Annotated in this window: 17 protein-coding genes; 4 read left to right on the top strand and 13 right to left on the bottom strand. The window is 62.2% G+C overall.

Going from position 1 to position 20245, the window contains the following annotated elements; all coding sequences use genetic code 11:
* Positions 1-28: 28 nt before the first annotated feature.
* On the top strand, positions 29-859 hold the full coding sequence (locus RVY79_RS01800) for an AraC family transcriptional regulator (RefSeq protein ID WP_317462284.1): 831 nt from the start codon (positions 29-31) through the stop codon (positions 857-859).
* 17 nt (positions 860-876) lie between these two features.
* Positions 877-1485 (top strand): LysE family translocator, encoded by a 609-nt coding sequence (locus tag RVY79_RS01805; protein WP_317462285.1) that lies wholly within the window; start codon positions 877-879, stop codon positions 1483-1485.
* A gap of 62 nt (positions 1486-1547) precedes the next feature.
* On the opposite strand, the gene RVY79_RS01810 is transcribed toward RVY79_RS01805, so the two are convergent.
* The 12 genes from RVY79_RS01810 to doeA all read right to left on the bottom strand — a co-directional run bounded on the left by RVY79_RS01810 (position 1548) and on the right by doeA (position 16526).
* The gene (locus RVY79_RS01810) at positions 1548-3098 is read right to left on the bottom strand and encodes an alkaline phosphatase D family protein (RefSeq protein WP_317462286.1); all 1551 of its coding nucleotides are present in this window, start codon (positions 3096-3098) and stop codon (positions 1548-1550) included.
* Positions 3099-3219: 121 nt separating this feature from the next.
* Positions 3220-4179, bottom strand: coding sequence for a cyclodeaminase (locus tag RVY79_RS01815; protein ID WP_317462287.1), 960 nt, complete (start codon positions 4177-4179; stop codon positions 3220-3222).
* Positions 4180-4225: 46 nt separating this feature from the next.
* Complete coding sequence (gene eutB / locus RVY79_RS01820; protein ID WP_317462288.1) at positions 4226-5221, bottom strand: hydroxyectoine utilization dehydratase EutB; 996 nt, start codon at positions 5219-5221, stop codon at positions 4226-4228.
* Between the two features lie 101 nt (positions 5222-5322).
* On the bottom strand, positions 5323-6729 hold the full coding sequence (locus RVY79_RS01825) for an aspartate aminotransferase family protein (RefSeq protein ID WP_317462289.1): 1407 nt from the start codon (positions 6727-6729) through the stop codon (positions 5323-5325).
* A 105-nt stretch (positions 6730-6834) separates the two neighbouring features.
* Complete coding sequence (locus RVY79_RS01830; RefSeq protein ID WP_317462290.1) at positions 6835-8304, bottom strand: NAD-dependent succinate-semialdehyde dehydrogenase; 1470 nt, start codon at positions 8302-8304, stop codon at positions 6835-6837.
* Between the two features lie 246 nt (positions 8305-8550).
* Complete coding sequence (locus tag RVY79_RS01835) at positions 8551-9207, bottom strand: hypothetical protein (protein ID WP_317462291.1); 657 nt, start codon at positions 9205-9207, stop codon at positions 8551-8553.
* Between the two features lie 195 nt (positions 9208-9402).
* Positions 9403-11829, bottom strand: coding sequence for an FdhF/YdeP family oxidoreductase (locus RVY79_RS01840; protein WP_317462292.1), 2427 nt, complete (start codon positions 11827-11829; stop codon positions 9403-9405).
* 77 nt (positions 11830-11906) lie between these two features.
* The gene (locus RVY79_RS01845; protein WP_317462293.1) at positions 11907-12671 is read right to left on the bottom strand and encodes a formate dehydrogenase accessory sulfurtransferase FdhD; all 765 of its coding nucleotides are present in this window, start codon (positions 12669-12671) and stop codon (positions 11907-11909) included.
* Between the two features lie 211 nt (positions 12672-12882).
* On the bottom strand, positions 12883-13776 hold the full coding sequence (locus RVY79_RS01850) for a LysR family transcriptional regulator (protein WP_317462294.1): 894 nt from the start codon (positions 13774-13776) through the stop codon (positions 12883-12885).
* Between the two features lie 6 nt (positions 13777-13782).
* Complete coding sequence (locus RVY79_RS01855; protein ID WP_317462295.1) at positions 13783-14259, bottom strand: Lrp/AsnC family transcriptional regulator; 477 nt, start codon at positions 14257-14259, stop codon at positions 13783-13785.
* 19 nt (positions 14260-14278) lie between these two features.
* On the bottom strand, positions 14279-15295 hold the full coding sequence (doeB, locus tag RVY79_RS01860) for a N(2)-acetyl-L-2,4-diaminobutanoate deacetylase DoeB (RefSeq protein ID WP_317462296.1): 1017 nt from the start codon (positions 15293-15295) through the stop codon (positions 14279-14281).
* Positions 15296-15326: 31 nt separating this feature from the next.
* Entirely contained in the window at positions 15327-16526 is a 1200-nt protein-coding gene (doeA, locus tag RVY79_RS01865; protein ID WP_317462297.1) for an ectoine hydrolase DoeA, read from the bottom strand.
* 181 nt (positions 16527-16707) lie between these two features.
* On the opposite strand from doeA, the gene RVY79_RS01870 reads away from it, so the two are divergent.
* Both RVY79_RS01870 and RVY79_RS01875 read left to right on the top strand, forming a co-directional pair.
* Positions 16708-18111: a PLP-dependent aminotransferase family protein gene (locus tag RVY79_RS01870; RefSeq protein ID WP_317462298.1), complete on the top strand. Its 1404-nt coding sequence runs from the start codon at positions 16708-16710 to the stop codon at positions 18109-18111.
* 63 nt (positions 18112-18174) lie between these two features.
* Positions 18175-19107 (top strand): glyoxylate/hydroxypyruvate reductase A, encoded by a 933-nt coding sequence (locus RVY79_RS01875; protein WP_317462299.1) that lies wholly within the window; start codon positions 18175-18177, stop codon positions 19105-19107.
* Here the strand turns inward: RVY79_RS01875 and ugpC are convergent.
* The gene (ugpC, locus tag RVY79_RS01880; RefSeq protein ID WP_317462300.1) at positions 19101-20210 is read right to left on the bottom strand and encodes a sn-glycerol-3-phosphate ABC transporter ATP-binding protein UgpC; all 1110 of its coding nucleotides are present in this window, start codon (positions 20208-20210) and stop codon (positions 19101-19103) included. The two genes, RVY79_RS01875 and ugpC, sit on opposite strands and share 7 nt — an antisense overlap.
* Between the last annotated feature and the right edge of the window lie 35 nt (positions 20211-20245).

Genomic DNA, 20245 nt, shown 5'->3' on the forward strand with positions numbered 1-20245 from the left:
CACGACCGGGACGTAAGGAGCACACCACATGCAATCCACGAGTCGTTTCCGGTTCATGAAAAGCCGGCATGTGGCACGCATCACGGCATTGCATGCCACGATGAACGACTTCCAGTACGACCGCCATGCGCATGAAGAATATGCACTGGGTGTCACACTGGCGGGACGTCAGGATTTCTTCAGCAACGGTGAATTTCACCGCAGCCCACCAGGTAGCGTGATCACCCTGCATCCCGATGAGGTGCACGACGGCCACGCCGGGGGCGGCGACGCCCTCGATTATGTCATGCTCTATATTCACCCCGACGAGCTCGACCCGCTCATTGCCAATGCCATGGGCGTGCAAGGCCTGCAGGCCACTCGCCTGGCCCCCACCCTCATGAAAGATGTCCCCTTGCGCGACGAGATCATCGCCCTGTCACGCATGATCGAGGAACAGGAGACGAGTCAGATCGAGCAAGAATATGCTCTGTATCGCATTGCGGCTCACCTGGCCGAGCGCGCCGGAAATTTTGCCCCAAACGAGCGGGCCAGGCGGCCGGACTCGCTGCTCGAAAGGGCGAAGGACTTCATCCATGAAAATGCCAGATACGATATCAGCCTGGATGACATCAGCCATTCCGCCCACATTTCCAAGTATCACTTCCTGAGAGCGTTCAGGACACAGTACGGCATTACGCCGCACCAATATGTATTGAACTGCAGGGTCAATGCCGCCCGGCGCCACCTCGAAAACGGCGAGAGTGTCATGGAGGCTGCCTTATGCTGTGGCTTTTCTGACCTCAGTCATTTCAACCGCCGTTTCAAGCGTATTTACGGCATGACACCACGACAATACCAAGCCCATATTTTTACCTAGCAAGACAGGAAACCCTCATGCTCGCGATGCTCGCCTATGCCATAAGCGTGATGTACACGCCCGGGCCGGTGAACCTGCTTGGCCTGAATGCCGGAATCAACGGTCAAGCCAAGGAATCGACAGGATTTTTCATCGGAGTCGGCACAGCGATGTGGTTGATGCTTCTACTGTTTGGCTGGCTGGGAGGCGTGTTCATCCAGGGAAAGACACTCCTGATCATCAGTGCGCTCGGCACGTTTTACATTCTTTACCTGTCGATCAAGATAGCCAGATCCACTCCTCACAGGAACGATGTGGATGCGGTATCGCGTCCCTTGCGCTTCAAGGAAGGGTTGTTGATGCAATTACTCAACCCCAAGGGCATCGTCGCCACACTACCTATCGCGACCATCCAGCTACCCGCAATGCATATAGAAGGGCCAGACCTCATCATGGTGGCGCTGCTCATCGGCGCACTGGCGACCGGCGCGCCAGGAAGCTACGCATTACTGGGTAGCGCGATGGGAAAAGCCATTCATGATCACGCCCTGCTGCTACTCATCAATCGTATCCTGGCGCTTCTTTTGGCTCTTACAGGCCTGATCATCGGGTATGAATACGCCGTCTTACCGCTTATCGATTCATAGCATTTCCCTACCGTTCTCAAGCCTCAATGTCGGAACGCGGCGATGCGGGCCGGAGGCTCGTATTACGCCGTCTCCGGCGTCAGCTGCTGGCGATGCAGCGTGTTGCCGGCGGCGTCCATCAGACTCACCGTCAACGTTTCGCTCTCGCCGTCGAGATCGACCTGGCCGAAAAATTGATAGCCCCGCGACGGCGGCAGGTTCGCCTCGCCTTCGGGCGGGGCTTTTTGAAAGACCACCTCGGGGCCGAAGGTCGTGTCCAGCTCGCCGGGCCCAAAGGTGCCGGCATGCAGCGGACCGCTGACGAATTCCCAGAAGGGCGTGAATTCCTGGAAGCTGGCCCGTTCGGGTGAATAGTGATGCGCCGCCGTGTAGTGCACGTCCGCCGTCAGCCATACCACGTTTGTCACGTTGTCATCGCGGATCGCCCGCAAGAGCCTGGCGATTTCGAGTTCGCGCCCCAACGGCCCGCCCGCGTCACCATTGGCGATGGCTTCATACGCGTCACCATCGCTGACCACCAGGCCAATAGGCATGTCCGAGGCGATGACCTTCCATGTCGCCGTGGACTCTTTCAGCGAACGTCGCAGCCAGGCGAACTGGTCCTCGCCGAGAAACGCCGTTTGCGGGGAACGCTCGGCTTGTCGGTTGCGACTGTTGGCACCGCGATAGGTGCGCATATCGAGCATGAACATTTCCAGCGACGGCCCATACGCAAAACGCCGATGAATACGCCCTGGCGATGTCGGCAGTTGGCGTAGCGGCGTGTGTTCCAGAAAGGCTTGGCGAGCGCGAGCCGCCAGTAGCGATACGTTCTTTTCCGTATAGCGCTCGTCCTCGAGCCACTCACCGGGATACCAGTTGTTGGTCGTCTCGTGATCGTCCCATTGGGCGAGCATGGGCACTTCGGCATTGAAGCGCCGCAGATTGGTATCCAGCAGATTGTAGGTATGCTGGCCGCGATACTCGTCCAGTGTTTCCGCCACCTTGCGCTTGGCCGGGGTGACCAGATTGTGCCAAGTATCGCCGTTAGCCAGCGCCACGCGCTCCTCCAGGGGGCCGTCGGCATAGACGGTATCGCCGGAGTGAATGAAGAAGTCGGGCTGCTGACGGCGCATGGTATCGTAGATCGTCATGCCACCCCGCGACTCGTCGATGCCCCAGCCCTGCCCGACCGTATCGCCGGACCAGACGAAGCGCACGTCACGCTTGGCGGACGGCGGCAAGCGTAGACGCCCTTCGACCGGCTCACTCAAGGCACGCGAGTCATCCAGCGCAGCGAAACGCACGCGGTAATGCAATGTATCGATGTCACCGAGCCCCGCGACGTCCAGCTTGCCGACCAAGCCATCGCTCGGCAGCACCTCGGGGCCTCGCACCTGGCGGGCGTCACGAAACGCGGGATTGTCGGCCAGTTCGACGAACATCCGCGCGGGGCGATCACTGCGCGACCAGAGCATCGTGCGGTCGCGCAGCATGTCACCGCTCATCACCCCCGAGGTCACTTGCGGGCGACGTGACTCGGCCAGCACGATCGACGGCGCCACCGACGCTGCGCCTAATGCCGCGCCTGCCTTGACGCCCCATCCCAATACATCACGACGGGAATATCGCATCGTCGACTCTCCACTGCATGTCCATGATGACGTCAGCGTCTCGCAAGACGATGACGACCACATGGCGAGTGGATGACGATTGAATGGCACGACGCACGAAATCGCGCCACTACCTCGAGGCTCAGCCTTCCAGGCGCCGCAAGGCGTAATCGGCAATCGCCGTGTCCTGCACGCCCGTGCCGGTGAGGTCACAGACCGTGATGCCGGCGTCCGAGAGACGCAGCGTTAGCTCCCGATCGATCACCTGACCGAGTTCATACACTTTGAAGGGAACGTTGGCCGCCGTCTCGCCGGATTTGACGAAGGCCTTGAGTTCGCCGTTGTGCTCACTTTGCGCACGGGTATCGCAGACGAAGGCATCGGCACGCGTCATCACGCTATCGTCAAGTTCGCGCTTGTCCGGGCTGTCGGCCCCCATCGCCGTGACATGCACGCCCTCGGGGAGATCGGCGGCCTCGAGAATCGGCTGTTGCGCAGGCGTCGCGGTGACGATGATATCTGCTTCACGACACGCCGCGTGGACATCGTCGTGAACGTTGACCGTCAGGTCGCGCTGTCGCAGCCGTTCGGCATAAGACTCGGCAGCCTCGCGCCGACGCGCCCAGACATCGACGGTCTCGATACCGTGCACCAGGCGCAGAGCATCGATCTGCAGCTCGGCCTGTTCGCCGGCGCCGAGGACCGTCACACGGCGGCTGTTTTCACGCGCCAGATACTTGGCCGCCAAGGCGCCGGCGAGTGCCGTGCGCACCGCCGTCAGGTAACCTTCGTCGAAGAGCACGGCATCCACCAGCCCAGTGCGGGCCGAGAACATCATCATCAGGCCATTTAGGCTGGGCAACCCCTGCTTGGGATTGTCGAAGAACCCTGAACTTACCTTGATGGCAAAGCGCTCGAAACCACGAATGTGTGCGGTTTTGACATCGACCTCGCCATTGGCCTCTTCGATGGTCATCGACAGGATCGGCGGCTGCACGGCCTCGCCACGCCCCAGGGCCGCGAACCCCGCTTCGATGACAGCCAGGGCGTCCGTATCCAGTTGAACGGCGGCCTCGATTGCGTCGCGTTGATGGAGCTGCATGACGTCCTCCAGACGGAAGAGAGAAAGATGAAGAAAGGAAGTGGGATCAGGCTCCCGCCAACGACCGGGCGCGGTCAAACGTTTCCAGCGCCACACCGTTGCCGGAGACGATCAATGCCACCCGCTGGCCACGAATGTCGAGGCCATGTTCGTCGAGCGCCGCCAGCCCCACGGCCGCCGCACCCTCGACTAACATCTTCTCAGTGTCGAGCAAGTCGACCATGGCGCGGGCGATAGCGGATTCCGAGACTTGGTAATGGTCATCCATCACCTCGCGCACCAGCGCGAAGGTGCAGCGATTGTCCAGCCCAATGCCGCCGCCCAGCGAATCGCCGAGACTCTCGACCTCCGCCACGTTGACCGGATGCCCGGCCTGAAGGCTTTCCCACATCGCCGCGCCTTGGGAGAGGCTGATGCCGGTCACCCGCGTCGCCGGACGAACCGCCTTTACCGCTGCGCCGATACCGCCCAACAAACCACCGCCGGAAAGCCCGACGAGGACCCGGTCGAGCGCGGGCTGATCCTCCATCAACTCGAGCCCGATGGTGCCCTGCCCACTCACGATCAACGGATCGTCGAAAGGTGGGATCGCCGTCATGCCCGAAGCCACCAGACGCTCCACTTCGTCGAAGGCGTCGTCCTGGCTCTCCCCGACTCGCCGCACCTCGGCACCCAGGGCCTCGATGGCTGCGGCCTTGTTGTCGGGCACCAGCCGCGACAGACAGATGACGGCAGGGATCCCCAACTGGTGCGCGGCGTGGGCCACTGCCCGGCCATGATTGCCCGTCGAGGCCGTGGTCACGCCGTGCGCCAACGCTTCGCGGCCGTCACGTTCGATCAACGCGGTGATCATGTTGGTCGCGCCGCGCAACTTGAACGCTCCCGTGGGCTGGCAGGTTTCCAGCTTGAGGAACACATCGGCCTCGAAGCGTCGCGACAACGCCGACGAACGCACCAGCGGGGTACGCACGACCTGCCCGTGCAGGCGGGCGCGCGCGGCATAGATCGAGGCGAGATCGATAGCGGAGTGGGCATCGGACATACAACCTCCCATCGAGGTGTCGGACGCGCTCGGGATGTCAGGCGAGGAAGCGGCAACGCCGTGGAAGCGAGTGCCTCCACAGCGAGGATGGCGGGATCCGCTCAGGCCTTCAAGTCTCCCGAACGAGACAACTCGTCGGTCACCTTATCGACGGCGCGCTTGGCGCGGGCGACGATATCGTCGACTTCAGCGCGAGTCGTCACCAACGGCGGCGCAAAGCCGAGAATGTCACCTTGCGGCATGGCGCGTGCGATCAGGCTCTCGCTCAACGCGGCGGCACTCACGCGCGGCCCAACCTTGAGCGCGGGATCGAAGAACGCGCGTCGTGCCGGATCCGGCGAGAATTCCAGCGCCGCCAGCATACCCACACCACGCACGTTCCCCACCAGTGGATGCTCGCCGAATGTCTGCTGCATTTGCTGCTGCAGATAAGCGCCGGTCTCGGCAGCGTTGGCGGTCAATCCTTCGCGCTCGATGATGGCCAGGTTGGCAAGCCCTGCAGCACAACCCAGCGCATGTCCCGAATATGTCCAGCCGTGGCCGATGGGGCCATATTCGCCGGCGCCCTGCTCCAGTACCTGCCACACGCGATCGCCGACGATGACCCCGGACAATGGCTGATAGGCGCTGGTCAGCCCCTTGGCGATGGTGATCAGGTCGGGCTTGATGGCATAGTGATGACTGCCGAAATCGGTGCCGATGCGCCCGAAACCGCAGACCACTTCATCGGCGATCAACAGCACGTCATACTTGCTCAAGACCGACTGTATCGCTTCCCAATAGCCCTCGGGCGGCGGCACGATACCGCCGGTACCCAGCACCGGTTCGCCGATGAAGGCCGCCACGGTGTCCGGGCCTTCGGCGAGGATCATCTCCTCGAGCTTGGCCGCGCAGTGGCGAGAAAACTCGCGCTCGCTCATGCCTTCCTGTTCGGCGGCTCGATGATAATAGTACGGCGCTTCGGTATGCAGGATGCCGTCGATGGGTAGATCGAAATGATCATGAAATGCCTTGAGACCGGTCAGCGAACCCGAGGCGATACCCGAGCCATGGTACCCACGCTGCCGCGAGATCACTTTCTTCTTCCGCGGCAGACCACGCACGTTGTTGTAATAGCGCACGATCTTGAGCTGCGTCTCGTTGGCATCAGAGCCCGACATGCCATAGTAAACCTTGGACATGCCCGGCCCGGCCAGCTCGAGAATCTTCTCGGAAAGCTGTATCTGCGGCTCGTTCGAATGGCCGACATAGGTGTGGTAGTAAGACAGCTCCAGCGCCTGTTGATAGATCGCCTCGGCGACTTCGGTGCGGCCATAACCGATATTGACGCAATAAAGGCCGGCGAAACCGTCGATGAACTCGCGGCCGTCCTTGTCGACGATATTGATGCCCTGGCCGCTGGTGATCACGCGCCCTGGCACCTCGCCATGCGCGAAATCGCGCAGATGCGTGGACGCATGAAAAGTGACCTTGCGATCACGATCGATCAGGTCTTGGTGCTGACTCATATCATTCTCCCTTAACTGTCTCGGCTCACGCCGATAAAACCGAACGTCAAACACGACTTATTAAGCCACGAGCACTTTGTTCGCTCGTGGCTCGTGGGCAGGCGCCTAGCTCCCGGAGACAGAGCCCATGGCCCCCAGACAATAAAACTTGGTCTCCAGATATTCCTCGATGCCGGCAGTGCCGCCCTCACGACCGAGACCGGACTGCTTGACCCCGCCGAAGGGTACCGGTGGACCGGTCATCTTCACCGAGTTGATCGCCACCATGCCGTACTCCAGAGCACGCAGGAGCTTCCAGATACGGCGAATATCGTGGGTATAGACATAGGCCGCCAGGCCGTATTCGGTATCGTTGGCCAGTTTGATGACTTCATCGTCATCCTTGTAGGCGGTGACGCCCGCTACCGGCGAGAAACTCTCCTCGCGCCAGGCCTTCATGTACGGCGTCACGCCGGTCAGTAGCGTGGGCATGAAGAAATTGGGCCCCGGTGCCATGGACTGGTCGCCATGCACCAGCCTCGCGCCCCTCGAAAGGGCGTCATCGACGATGCTTGATGCCTTTTCCACCGCCTGCTGATGAATCAGCGGCCCGATATCGATATTGGTTACCAAGCCGTTGCCAACCTTGAGCGTTTCCATGCAAGCGACGAACTGCTCGACGAACTCGTCATGGATCGACTCGTGGACCAGGATCCGGTTGGCAGCCAGACAATCTTGCCCACCGGTCTGAAACTTGGCGGCGACTGCAGCGCGCGCGGCCTCGGCCGGGTCCATGTCGGGGCCGACGATGAACGGCGCATTGCCACCCAGTTCCAGCGAGACACGCTTGACGCTATTGGCCGACTGCTCCAGCAACAGCCGCCCGACTCGGGTAGAACCGGTGAATGACAACGCCTTGACGCGTTCTTCTTCGCACAACAGCTTGGACACCTCGGCGGGTTCGCCCAGCACCACGTTGAAGACCCCGGCAGGGATATCGGCGCGTTCGGCGAGTTCCACCAGCGCCAGCGCCGAGAACGGCGTCTCGCCGGCGGGCTTGACGATGACCGTGCAGCCGGCCGCCAGCGCGGCACCGGCCTTGCGCGTGATCATCGCCAGCGGAAAGTTCCAGGGCGTGATCAATGCGGCCACCCCCACCGGTTCCTTGAGCGATCCCAGGGCGGCGTTGGGAATGTGACTGGGGATGGTCTGCCCGAAGGTACGCTTGCCCTCCTCGGCGAACCATTTGATGAAGCTGGCGCCGTATTCGACCTCGCCGCGTGAGTCGGGCAACGGCTTGCCCTGTTCACGCGTCATGATGACCGCCAGATCTTCGCGATGCTCGATGAGCAGGTCATACCATGCCTGAAGACGCTCGGCACGCTCATCGGCACGCAGCGCACGCCACTGGGCGAAAGCGGCATCTGCGGCATCTACCGCCTCCCGCAATTGCGGGGCCTCGAGCCAAGGGATGTGCCCCAGCACTTCACCCGTGGCAGGATCGACGACCGCCTCTTCGCGACCGGCATCGCCATGGGTCCATTTTCCGTCGATATAAGCGTACTGACGCAATAGACGCGGATCGTTGAGTTTCATGCGCTACTTCTCCTAAAAAGCGAACCGGGCCAGGATTCACAAACATTGGCCCGGACATGTCATGGCGGATGGCGCTCATCCGATATGCATAGGATAAAGCAGCACAGGGTAGGAGAGTTTTTGTCCGGCGGGCTGGTCGGTATCGGTTTTTTTCGAGTCACGCCTCAGGAAAGGCGTTTTTTTCTGCGCTCGTTTTTCTGCGTTTGCCCGCCGCCGCGAGCAGGGGCGGCGGCGGAGGTGAAGCGCTCAGATATCGTGACGCGGCAACAAATGCAACTTACGCAGGCGTGAATGGGCGTCTAGATACTCCTCGGCGGGCACCGCACGGTACGCATCCTCACGGGCGACATGCTTCACCAGCACACGGCGCTCGCCAGCACTGCAGCCGGCTCCCTTGCCATGCAGGGTGACGACAACATCGGAGTCACTTTCCAGCGTCGCCTGACAACGCCCTTCATTGTCGCTGGCCTCGCGCACGATGACGGTTTCGCCCAGCAGCCAGCGCGGAGAAGCCCGACGCGAATGATGGAAACGCCGCGCCAGGGCATGACACGCGGCGACACTCGGCGATGACGCCAGCGCGAACGCCGCCCAAATAGCCAAAAAGCCCAGCGGCAAACGCACCAGCCCCAGCGGCAGCCATTGCAGCACCAAGCTCAACGCGAATGCGATGGGCGTGGCAGTGACGATCAAGACACTCAGCGCGAATGACGCTGGCACCCCTGCAAACCCCAAGGAAACCAAGGTACTGGCGAGGTGGTCGTCACGCAGGCTGTCATGGTCGAAACATGAGACGCGTATTACGCGCAGCCCAACTAGCAACCAGTAGACTGCCACCAGTGCCAGCAAACCGAGGAAAAAGACGAAAGGAAACCCCAATGCAGTCTGGATGAAGAGTTCCATGACAGCACCTCCCGGGCAATCCCGTTGAGTTGAGCGGCGTGCCCCCTGCGTGCAGGAGGGGCGTTAAAGGCGTCGTCCGAATATTTTGTGTAATGCCAACTTATGTGGCGACGCTTATGTAGTATTTAACAGCATAGCGCCGCGACACCGGTTATGCGTCTCAACTTTGGTCGTACGGCACGTATCGCCAACACATCAGACGATCCGCTGACTCGGTTCCAGGCGTACCGCGACCGCCTTGGAGGTAGGCGTATCGGTACCCACGCCGACACTTTCCAAGGGCACCAACGCATTGGTTTCGGGATAGTAGGCGGCGGCGCACCCTTCAGGTGTCTCATAGGATACGATCCTGAAGGCCGGAGCGCGACGCGGCTCACCCTCGTGGTCGAGTCCCACCAGATCGACCCATTGGTCACTTTCGAGCCCCAATCGCGTGAGGTCGGCGGGATTGACGAATACCACCCGCCGCTGGCCCTTGACGCCTCGATAACGGTCGTCGTAACCGTAAACGGTGGTGTTGTACTGATCGTGGCTACGCAGCGTCTGCAGTGTCAGCCAGCCATCCTCGCGGCGTGCGTGCATGCGTTGGTGCATCACCGCCTCGGGCAGCGGCGCGGCACAGAACGTGGCCCGACCAGATGACGTATTGAAGCGGCGTTGACTGGCGGCGTTTTCCAGCCAGAAGCCGCCTGCCTGCCCTAGACGCGCATTGAAGTCCTCGAAACCGGGAATGACGGCCTCGATCTCGTCGCGAATGCGGTCGTAATTAGCCACCAGCGCGGTCCAATCGACCACGCCCGTGTCGATGCCTCGACGCGGCAGTACCCGTGCCAGCGTGGCCTCGGCAATCCCCGCAATGATCGCCGGCTCTGAGCGCAGCCATTCGGAAGCCGGTGCATGAATGCCGGCACTGCCGTGCACCATCGACATCGAGTCTTCGACGCTGACCTGCTGCGACGCGCCCGCCTCGCCCTGGCGATCGATCTCAGTGCGCCCCAGACAAGGCAGGATCAACGCATCACCACCGGTGATCAGGTGGCTACGGTTGAGCTTGGTGCTGATCTGCACGTTGAGCCCAAGGCGTCGGAAGGCGCGCTCGGTGCGTTGGCTATCCGGCGTGGCCCGGGTGAAGTTACCCCCCAGCCCAATGAAGACATCGGCCTCGCCCAGCTCCAGAGCACGAATGGCGCCCACTGTGTTATGCCCCGGCGTGCGCGGCATGGTCACACCGCTTTTTTCACCATAACGCGCCTCCAGAGCATCGATCAGCCGCGTGGGCGCCTTCTCGTCAATGCCCATGGTGCGATCACCCTGCACGTTAGAGTGACCGCGCACCGGACACGCCCCCGCGCCGGGGCGCCCGATATGACCACCCAGCAACAGCAAGTTGACCAGCTCGCGAACGGTATCCACCGAATGTTCGTGCTGGGTAATGCCCATCGCCCAGGTGATGATCATGCGCTCGGCACGAGCGACGATATCCGCCACCTCCTCGATCTGAGGGCGCGTCAGGCCGGCCTGGTCTTCGATGTCCGCCCACGGCGTGGCCTCGACCTGAGCCCGCCACTGCTCATAGCCGGCGGTGTGCGACGCGATGAAGGCGCGATCCGGCGTGAAGTAACCGCCGGCCTCGAGCGTGAACAACGCCTTGGCAATCCCGCGTGCCGCTGCCATGTCACCGCCCATCTTGGGCTGATAGTAATGCGAGGAGATGCGATGGCTGCCCTGGGTGAGCATCTCGCGCTTGTTCTGGGGATCGGCGAAACGCTCCAGGCCACGTTCCTTGAGCGGATTGAAGCTGACGATGCGCGCGCCCCGCTCCGCCGCACGCCGCAAGTCACCGAGCATACGCGGATGATTGGTGCCGGGGTTCTGACCGAAGACCAGGATGGTATCGGCGTGCTCGAAGTCTTCTAGCTGAACGGTCCCCTTACCCACGCCCAGGCTGGCCTCCATGCCCACGCCACTGGCCTCGTGGCACATGTTCGAGCAGTCGGGAAAATTGTTGGTGCCATAGAGGCGCACGAACAACTGATACAGATACGCCGCTTCGTTGCTGGCACGTCCCGAAGTATAGAACAGCGCGCGGTCGGGATCGGGCAGCGCCGCCAAGCGTTCGGCGATCAGCTCGAACGCCGCCTCCCAGTCAATGGGGACATAGCGGTCACTGGCCGCATCATAACGCATGGGTTCGGTGAGCCGGCCCTGATCCTCGAGGCGAAAGTCATCCCAACTGCGCAGCTCGCTCAGCGTGTGGCGCTCGAAGAAACGCCGCGTGACACGCTTCTTGGTGCTTTCCCAGGCCACCGCCTTGACGCCGTTTTCGCAGAACTCGAATGACGAGCCGTGCAGCGGATCGCCCCACGCGCAGCCCGGGCAGTCGAAGCCGTGCGGCTGATTGGTGGACAGCAATGCGCGCACGCCCTTGAATGGCGCCTGGCTACGCTTGAGGTGACGCCCCACGCTTTTCATCGCGCCCCAGCCACCGGCCGGGCCGGTGTAGGATTCGACGCTCGGGGCGCGGGTCAGGGTTGCATCCGCTTCGGGGAGACGCTCCCCGGCCTCGTTTGTGGGAATCGCCTCACGGCTGTCGGGGAACGGAGTCTGATGATGGGAAGCCATGACAATCTCGGTGACGTAGTAGAAAGGTGAAAGGATGACGCGATGACAGCGGTGAAGCACCAGGAAAGCGTCGGGCGCTATGTCGCACCACTCAGGCGCTCGAGATGCCGACCACGATGACAACAGATCAGGTTGAGGTCACAGGCACGTGCGATTTCCACCGCCAGGGCCGATGGCAACGACAAAGTGGCCAGGGTGGCAATGCCGGCACGCACGGTCTTCTGCACCAGCTCCATGCTACAGCGGCTGGAAAGCAACACCGCCGCCGGCATCTCGCCATGTGCCAACCCTTCGCCGATGACTCGGTCCAGAGCGTTGTGGCGTCCGATATCCACGCCACGAGCCAGCACCTCGCCATCGCTATCGAGGGCCAGCGCCATATGCAGCCCGGCGCGTGCGTGGCGCTGTAAACTCTCCACCCCACGCATCAAAGCCTCGGGCGCCAGAGGCGCACACGCCGGCAAACGCCTCAGCCCCTGCATCAACTGCGACTCCTCGGCCACGCCGCAGGCACCGCAACTCGACACCGAAGCCCCGGCGCGTTGCAGACCAACGGCGCGCGCTTCGGTCTGCGACGAAACCGTCAGCCGCACCAACAGGCCGTGACGCAGCCGCGAAAGCTGAATGCCCGCTACCTGCTCGGCACGCTCGATCCAACCCGCCGTAAAGGCATGCCCCAGCGCCAGCGACTCGAGGGCCTCTGGCGTCGCCAGCAAGGTCACCATGGCGGTATCGTTGAGCGACAGGGTCAGCGGCTGTTCCTGCGGACCATCGAGCGTTCGCAAGGGCCGGTCGCGCTGGTCGTCATAGCGCGATACAGCGGAAAATGAGTGCGGTGTCATCGGCTCTGGTGGCATATAAAAGTTCCATCGGGAAACAAAATAACCGGCCCCCTCGCAACGCCCACGCGGGAAACGACAACCACCTCAGCCAGAAGCGCTACCGGACCGCTCGTCTCGCCCCGAGCAGTCGTTCGACGGAGTCCCTTAACCCTAGCGCGCCATCTGTGCCTAAACCAATCGAGCTAAGCGATGCCTCGATAGAGCGACTCGATCAAGTGCCCACGGACACCACCTGCCATAGGTCGAGAATGGCTTGCAAGCGGCGCCCACGTGGCGTCCCCTGTGGCCATAGCATTCCCACTCGATCTCCTTCACCGGGTAGGCGACGCGCCACGAGGTCAGACGCCCCCTCGCCGTTCTGAAGCCAGCGGCGATGGACAAATTGCTCAGGCAAAATCGATACGCCCACCCCAGCCAGCAACCATTCCCCCAGAGCCGCGGTAGCATCGGTTTCGAGAGCGGGCATCAGCGTCAAACCGTGGGCCGCCAGGCGTGTTTCCAGCAAGTGGCGTTGATGCATTTCCGGGGTCAGCAGGCACAGGGGATACTCGGCCAACTGCGCCCACTGCGGTGCCTCAGGCAAGTCAAAGTGCGCGGAGGACGCCACCAAAGAGTGGTACTCATCGAACAGGGGGCGATGCGCGAATCCCGCCATCGCCGACGCATCCAGGTAGCCGATGGCCAGGTCCAGTCCACCGTCTTCCAGGCCCTGCGCAAGCATGGGGGTCGCGAGTTCGCGCACGCGCAGGACGAGTCCGGGATGTGCGGCGCGCAGCGACGGCAGCAACTCAGTGAGCGTATTCAACGCAGTGGGAATTACGCCCAGAGTCAAGCGGCCAACCAGCGGCGCATGAGACGCCAAGTCGCCGCGCAGAGCCTCGAACTCGCCGAGGATGCGGCGTGCATGCCCCAGCACGCGCTCGCCCTCGGCGGTGAATCCCTCGAAGCGGTGACCGCGACGAATCAACGGCGTGGCCAGCTCCTCCTCGAGTTGACGCAGGCGTGCCGATAGGGTCGGCTGGGTCACGTGACATGCCTTTGCGGCGCGTCCAAAGTGGCGCTCACGCGCCAGGGCACATAAAAACGCAAGTTGGCGATGATCCATGACTCGCTACAAAGCGTCGTCGTGCAACGACAGCGGCGTCGGGGTGCGTTTCACGGTCTTGGTGACGATATAGGTGAAGTAGCGCTCGATCCCCAGGCCGTCCATCAGCCAGGCGTCGATCGTGCGCTGGTAGGCGTCAATGGAATCGGTCTCGAACTTGACCAGATAATCGACGCCGCCGCCCACCGCGACACACTCGGTCACCTCCGGCGTCTCGGCGACGGCTTTCTCGAAGCGGGCGAAACTCGCGGCCTGATGGGTCGCGAGCTCGATCTGCACCCAAACCGGCGTGCGCTTGACTACCATCGCTGGATTGATCCGGGCGCCATAGCCTTCGATGACGCCGGCTTTTTCCAGACGCCGCACGCGCTCCCAGCAAGGACTGACCGAAAGGTTGATCGCCTCGGCCAGTTTCGACTTGGTGATGCGCCCATCGCGCGACAGGATGTCGAGAATTTTGAGGTCGTAGCGGTCGAGTTTCATGTGGTGTGGCGACCCATCCTCAACGCGCGAGACTATCGACGACTTTCGCGATCACCGCAATCGTATCGCCCATGTTCACCTGCGCCGGGAAGCGCCGCGCCACCAGCACACCATCACACTGAGCATGGTAGACGACCGGTTCGCTACCGGTGCGCGTCATGTCATAGATCCGCGCGATCACATCGCCGCGCCGCACCGTCTCGCCCAGCGCGAAGCTCAGTTCCAGCAGGCCACTATGCTCGCTCTGCACGTAGCAAGACGCGTCGGGCATGTCCACGTACACCTGAGGCTCGGCGGGCGCTTCCAGCTTACCTTCGATCAGGCCGTAGTGAATCAGGAAATTGCGCACGCCACGTTCGGCGATGGCCATGCGCTCCGGCGTGGTAGTGCCGCCGCCGCCCAACTCGGTAGTCACGAAGGTCTTGCCCTGGGATTCCACGGCCGTGTCATAGAGCTTGGTGGCGTCGAGCTCGAACATCATCATCGCCACCGGTGCGCCGAAGGAAACCGCACCGGCAAGGCTTTGCGCTTCCTGGGTACGATCATCGAGACGGTGCGCCGCAGCGAAGGGCAAAATATCCAGCGTACGACCGCCGGAATGCAGATCCAACGCCATGTCGCACATCGGCACCAGTTCACGCGTGAAGTAATCGGCGATCTGCTCGGTGACGCTGCCGTTCGGATCGCCGGGGAAACTGCGGTTGAGATTGCCGCCATCCAGCCCCGAGGTGCGCTTGCCGGCGGTAGCGGCCGGCACATTCATGATCGGCACGATGATCACGCGGCCGCGCACGTCCTCGGCACGCAGCGTATTGCTGAGCTTGAGAAGCGCCGTGATGCCTTCATATTCATCACCGTGGTTGCCAGCGGTGAGTAGCGCCGTGGGGCCCGCACCGTTATTGATAACGGTGATTGGAATCATCACCGCGCCCCAGGCCGATTCATCGGTAGAGATGGGCAGCTTGAGAAAACCGTGCTGAATGCCGTCGGCATCGAAATCGACGGTGGGTGACACCGGGCTGGGTCGCTTGCTCATATCATGTTCTCCTCGTCTCGCGTCCCACGGTTCAGCACACGAACAGCTGGCGTGGAAAGTTGGCCAGCGTCTCGCAGCCAGTCTCGGTAATCAGAATGCTTTCGGTGATCTCCAGGCCCCAGTCGTCCTCCCAGAGACCCGGCATGAAATGAAACGTCATCCCCGGCTCGAGGATGGTGTCGTCGGAGGGGCGCAGACTCACGTTGCGCTCGCCCCAATCCGGCGGATAGCTGAGGCCGATGGAATAGCCGCAACGCGCGCCGCCACGGTCGAAACCGTACTTGTCCATTGCCGCTCCCAGTGCCATGGCGATATCGGCGGCACGATTGCCCGGTTTGGCCACCGCCAACCCATTGTCGATGCCCTCGAGCAATGCCGACTCGGCACGCAGGAACTGGCTCGGCGGCGTGCCCAGAAACACCGTACGCGACAGCGGCGCGTGATAGCGCTTGTAGACGCCGGCAATCTCGAAAAAGGTGCCCTCGCCTTCGCGAAACGGGGTATCGTCCCAGGTCAGGTGCGGCGCGGCGGCGTCCTTGCCGGTCGGCAGCATGGGCACGATGGCCGGATAGTCGCCGCCGAAGACTCGCCCTTGAGGATCGCTCCAGCCTTCGATGCCCACGCGGTAGATCTCGGACACTACCTTGCTCTTGGGCACCCCCGGCTGGGTGACCTCGAGGATGCGCGAATGCATGCCTTCGACGATCCGCGCCGCGATGCGCATGTACTCGATTTCCTGCGGCGACTTGATTATCCGGCACCAGTTGACTAGCGAATTGGCATCCGCGAAACGCGCATGCGGCAACTCGTGCACGAGGCTCAAATACGCCTTGGCAGAAAAGTAGTAGTTATCCATCTCCATGCCGATGATACCCTCATGCCAGCCACGATCCGGCAGGATCGACTGCGCCAGGTACTCCATGGGATGCATATCGGGATTTTGAACGTAATAATCCGGATAATAGGTAATGTTCTCCGGATGGATCCAGCAGGTACGTAACGCACCATTGGCATCCATGCGGCGCCCATACCAAACCGGCTCGCCTTCCAGGCCGAGCAGCACGCACTGATGCACATAGAAGGACCAACCATCATATCCCGTCAACCACGCCATGTTGGACGGATCGCTGACGATCAGTACGTCGATCCCTCGATGGGCCATGGCCGAACGCACCTTGTGCAGACGGCTGGCGTATTCCTCACGAGTGAAAGGCAGGGAAACCTCAGACATGGCACCACTCGCCCGACAGAATTGCTCATCCCTGATCTCCCGGACGGGAGGCAGGACCCTGCATTCGATGAAATGAATTGTACTGATAAAAAGAAGGTTAAATCAGTACAATTGTCGATCAATGCGTTAACGTCGATACTAGCATTCACGCGCTGCTTGCCGTCAAAGGCTTTATTGTGTCATGACAATTGACCTGACACCCTATCTTCCAGACCATGGGCCCAAGTATCTGGCCATCGCCCGAGCACTCGCCGAGGCCATCCGTCAGGGCGAGCTCACGCCCGGTACACGCCTGCCGCCACACCGCTGTCTTGCCGAGACATTGGCGGTCAGCGTGCAAACCGTCTCGCGTGCCTATGCCCAAGCCGAGAAGATGGGCCTGGTGCAGGCCCGCGTGGGCAGCGGCACATGGATCAACGCACTCGACGACGGCCAGGAAGCCGAGTATCTACGCAGCGCCAACATGGCCATGGATGCCTCCCCTGTGGATCTTTCCATTGCGCACCCGATCTGCCCGCCCGGGCATCATCTACGCTTTCGCGAAACGCTTCGCGACATGGCGGATAGCGCGCACCCCGATGTCATTGATGCCTGCCGCCCCATCGCAGGGCTGCTCCACCAGCGCGAGCGCGCCAGCCAATGGTTGCACGACACGCTCGGCGTGCCCGGCACGCCCGACGACCGAGTACTGTGCAACGGCGCCGCCCACGGCGTGATGTTGGCCATCGCTACGCTGGTCCAGCATGGCGACGTCGTGTTAACCGAAGCGCTGACCGACCACGGCTTGATTGCCTTGTCACGCACGCTGGGGTTGCAACTGCGCGGCGTGGCCATCGACGAGCAGGGGGTAATACCCGAGGCCCTCGACGCCGCGTGCCGCCGCTACCGACCGCGTGTCGTGTGCCTGACGCCCACCCAGCTAAACCCCACCGGCGCGACCATGGACAACGCACGCCGCGATGCCGTGGCCGAGGTGTTGGCGCGACACGGCACCTGGCTGATCGAGGACGACGTTCACGCCCTGCTCGAACCACCGGGATTAAGCCCGCTGACCGCGCGCCTGCCGCGCCAGAGCTTTCATGTCACCAGCCTGACCAAAGCCACCGTCTCGGGGTTGCGCGCTGGTTATCTCAGCGTGCCGCGCGGACAGCTGCACCACACGCTACCCAGATTGCGCGCCACCAGTTGGATGGCCACGCCGCTGGTCTTCGAGATCGCCGACCGTTGGCTGGCCGATGGCACCGTCGACGCCCTGGCCAGCGAGCAACGGCGTCTGCTCGCCGAACGCCAGCAGTTGACCCGTACACGCCTTGCGGGTCACGCCATGACCTCACGGCCCACGGGAATGCATATCTGGCTGGCCCTGCCCGGTGCATGGCGCGCGGAGGAACTGCAGCAACAGGCACTTCACGAAGGCTTGGCGATTTCTACGGCGCAGTCGTTCATGGTCGATCAGGGCTCCCCACCTCGGCGTATTCGCGTGAGCTTGGGAGGGGAAAACGATCCCGAACGCTTCGATCAGGGATTGACGATTCTCGGGCGTTTGCTCGGCGAGGCACCACCACCGATGCTACAAATCATATAGCGCGATGGGGGCGCGTCGACGCCGCTCATCATCCATCATCTACGACCACCTCGTGAGGACTTCATGCGCATCTTGATCCATGCCGACGACGCCGCGCCCTGGAAGGACAGGCTCGCTTCGCGTTTACCCTCGGCGGAATTCGCCATCAGTGGCGAAACGAGCGACTTCCAGGCTGACTATCTCGTGGCATGGAAGCCGCCGGCGTCGCTCTTCGAGGCCCAGCCAGCGCTCAAGGGCATCGTCAATCTCGGCGCCGGCGTGGATGCGTTGCTCAACAACCCCGCGCTTCCCCGGGACATTCCCATCGTCAAGCTGCGCGATGCCGGCATGGGCGAGCTGATCGCCGACTATGTACGCTATGGGGTGCTGCATTTTCAGCGCGACTTCGACCGTTACCGCCGCCAGCAACATCGCGCTACGTGGCGTGAACACGCGCTCACGTCCAAGCGCGAATGGGCGGTCGGCATTCTCGGGCTGGGCGCCATCGGCCACCATGTGGCTCGTCAGCTCGCCGCTGACGGCTACCCAGTGCACGGCTGGAGCCGCTCACCCAAGACCCTAAAAGGCATCACCTGCCATCACGGCGACGACGGCCTCTATAAACTGCTCGGCCAGGTCCAGACCCTGGTCACGCTGCTACCCGATACGCCCTCCACGCGCGGAATCATCGACCGCGACACCCTGGCCGCGTTGCCCGACGGCGCCAGCCTGATCAACCCTGGACGCGGCACGTTGATCGACGAGGCCGCATTGCTCGAGGCACTGGGTACCGGCGAAGACGAAAACGGCCGACTGCGCGGCGCGTTGCTCGATGCCTTCCCCACGGAGCCACTGCCCGACGATAGCCCGCTGTGGCAACATCCACGCCTATGGATTACCCCTCATATGGCCGGTCCGACCCCCATCGATGAAGCCGCCGACCAAGTCGCCAAGGCCCTCACCGCCATGCAGGCCGGGGAAGCCATCGACACCGTCGACCCCAAGGCCGGCTATTGAACCGCCCGCTCCTTGGCACCGGCTCTCTGGGTCATAACACGCATCCCGTCGGCATCGAAGACATGGCAATGCGTCGGCGAGAACGCGAGTGACAAACGCTGCCCCTCGCGGGCGGCGTGCGCGCCATCCAGACGCACCACCAACCATTCCTCGAGCCCAGGCAAACGTGTGTAGGCCAACATATCCGCTCCCAGCGGCTCGAGCATCTCGACCGTCACATCCAAGGTCACGCCTGCATCCTGTGTAGATGTCGACGCGACCAGATGTTCCGGGCGAACGCCAAGGGTCGCCGCCCGGCCTTCGGGTATGTCCACAGGCAGCGCCAACTGTGTGCCATTGGGCAGCACCACACCTTCCTGGTGGACCGTTACGGGCAGGAAGTTCATCGCCGGCGAACCGAGAAAACTCGCCACGAAACGTGTCGCCGGCTGCGCGTAGAGCGCCATCGGCGTTCCACATTGCTCGACACGCCCACCGTTCATCACGACCAGACGATCCGCCAGGGTCATCGCTTCGACCTGATCATGCGTGACGTAGACCGAGGTGATTCCAAGTCGCTTCTGAAGATGCCGGATTTCCAGACGCATCTGTACGCGCAGCTTGGCATCGAGGTTTGAGAGCGGCTCGTCAAAGAGAAAGACTTGCGGCTCACGCACGATCGCCCGGCCCATCGCGACACGCTGACGCTGTCCGCCGGATAACTGCCTTGGGCGCCGCTCGAGTAACTCCCCGAGACCCAACAACTCGGCGGTCGCCACTACGCGACGGCGGATTTCGTCCTTGGGAACGCCACGATTTTTCAGGGCATAGCCCATGTTCCCGGCCACGCTCATGTGCGGATAGAGCGCATAGTTCTGGAAGACCATGGCGATATCGCGTTCGGCAGGCTCCAGCTCGTTGACGCATCGACCGTTGATCGTAAGTTCTCCATCGCTGATCGCCTCCAACCCCGCCAACGTGCGCAGCAAGGTCGACTTACCACATCCCGAAGGACCGACGATGACGATCAACTCCCCCTCGGCCACCGACAGATCCACTTCATGCAGGGCGATACAACCATTGGGGTAGCGCTTCTTGAGGCGTGTCAATTGCAGGGTAGCCATAGGTCGTTATCTCGTTGACTCTGTTCGAATTCACG

It is taken from the genome of Chromohalobacter sp. HP20-39, from assembly GCF_033052815.1.
Lineage (GTDB): Bacteria > Pseudomonadota > Gammaproteobacteria > Pseudomonadales > Halomonadaceae > Chromohalobacter.